The organism is Gemmiger formicilis, from assembly GCF_016901605.1.
Lineage (GTDB): Bacteria > Bacillota > Clostridia > Oscillospirales > Ruminococcaceae > Gemmiger > Gemmiger formicilis_B.
On the sequence record NZ_JACJKP010000494.1, the window covers coordinates 1 to 386 of the forward strand.

Here is a 386-nt window from a genome sequence, read left to right on the forward strand (position 1 = left end):
TTGCCGGCGTATTCGATCTGTTTCATGTGGGCCATGTCAATCTTCTGCGGCGCGCCAAGGAGGAATGCGACTATCTGATCGTGGGCGTTCTGTCCGACGCGCTGGTGGTGCACTTCAAGCAGAAACCGCCCTATATCCCTGAGGAGGAGCGGCGTCAGATGATTGAAGCCTGCCGCTATGCGGACAAGGCGGTCATCGTGACTGAAGATACCATCGAAAAGATGAAGGCCTGGCAGGTCTATCATTTTGACTGCCTGTTTTCCGGCGATGACTACGCCGGCAACCCCTATTGGGAGGAGGACAAGCGCAGCCTGAACGCCGTGGGGTCCAATATCGAATTCTTCCCCTACACCAAGAGCACCAGCTCGACGATGATCAAAAAGCTG

1 protein-coding gene is annotated in these 386 nt (G+C 55.4%); it reads left to right on the plus strand.

Going from position 1 to position 386, the window contains the following annotated elements; genetic code table 11:
- Nucleotides 1–386: adenylyltransferase/cytidyltransferase family protein (locus tag H6B10_RS15610; protein ID WP_204652376.1), on the plus strand; the 386-nt coding region annotated here is incomplete at both ends.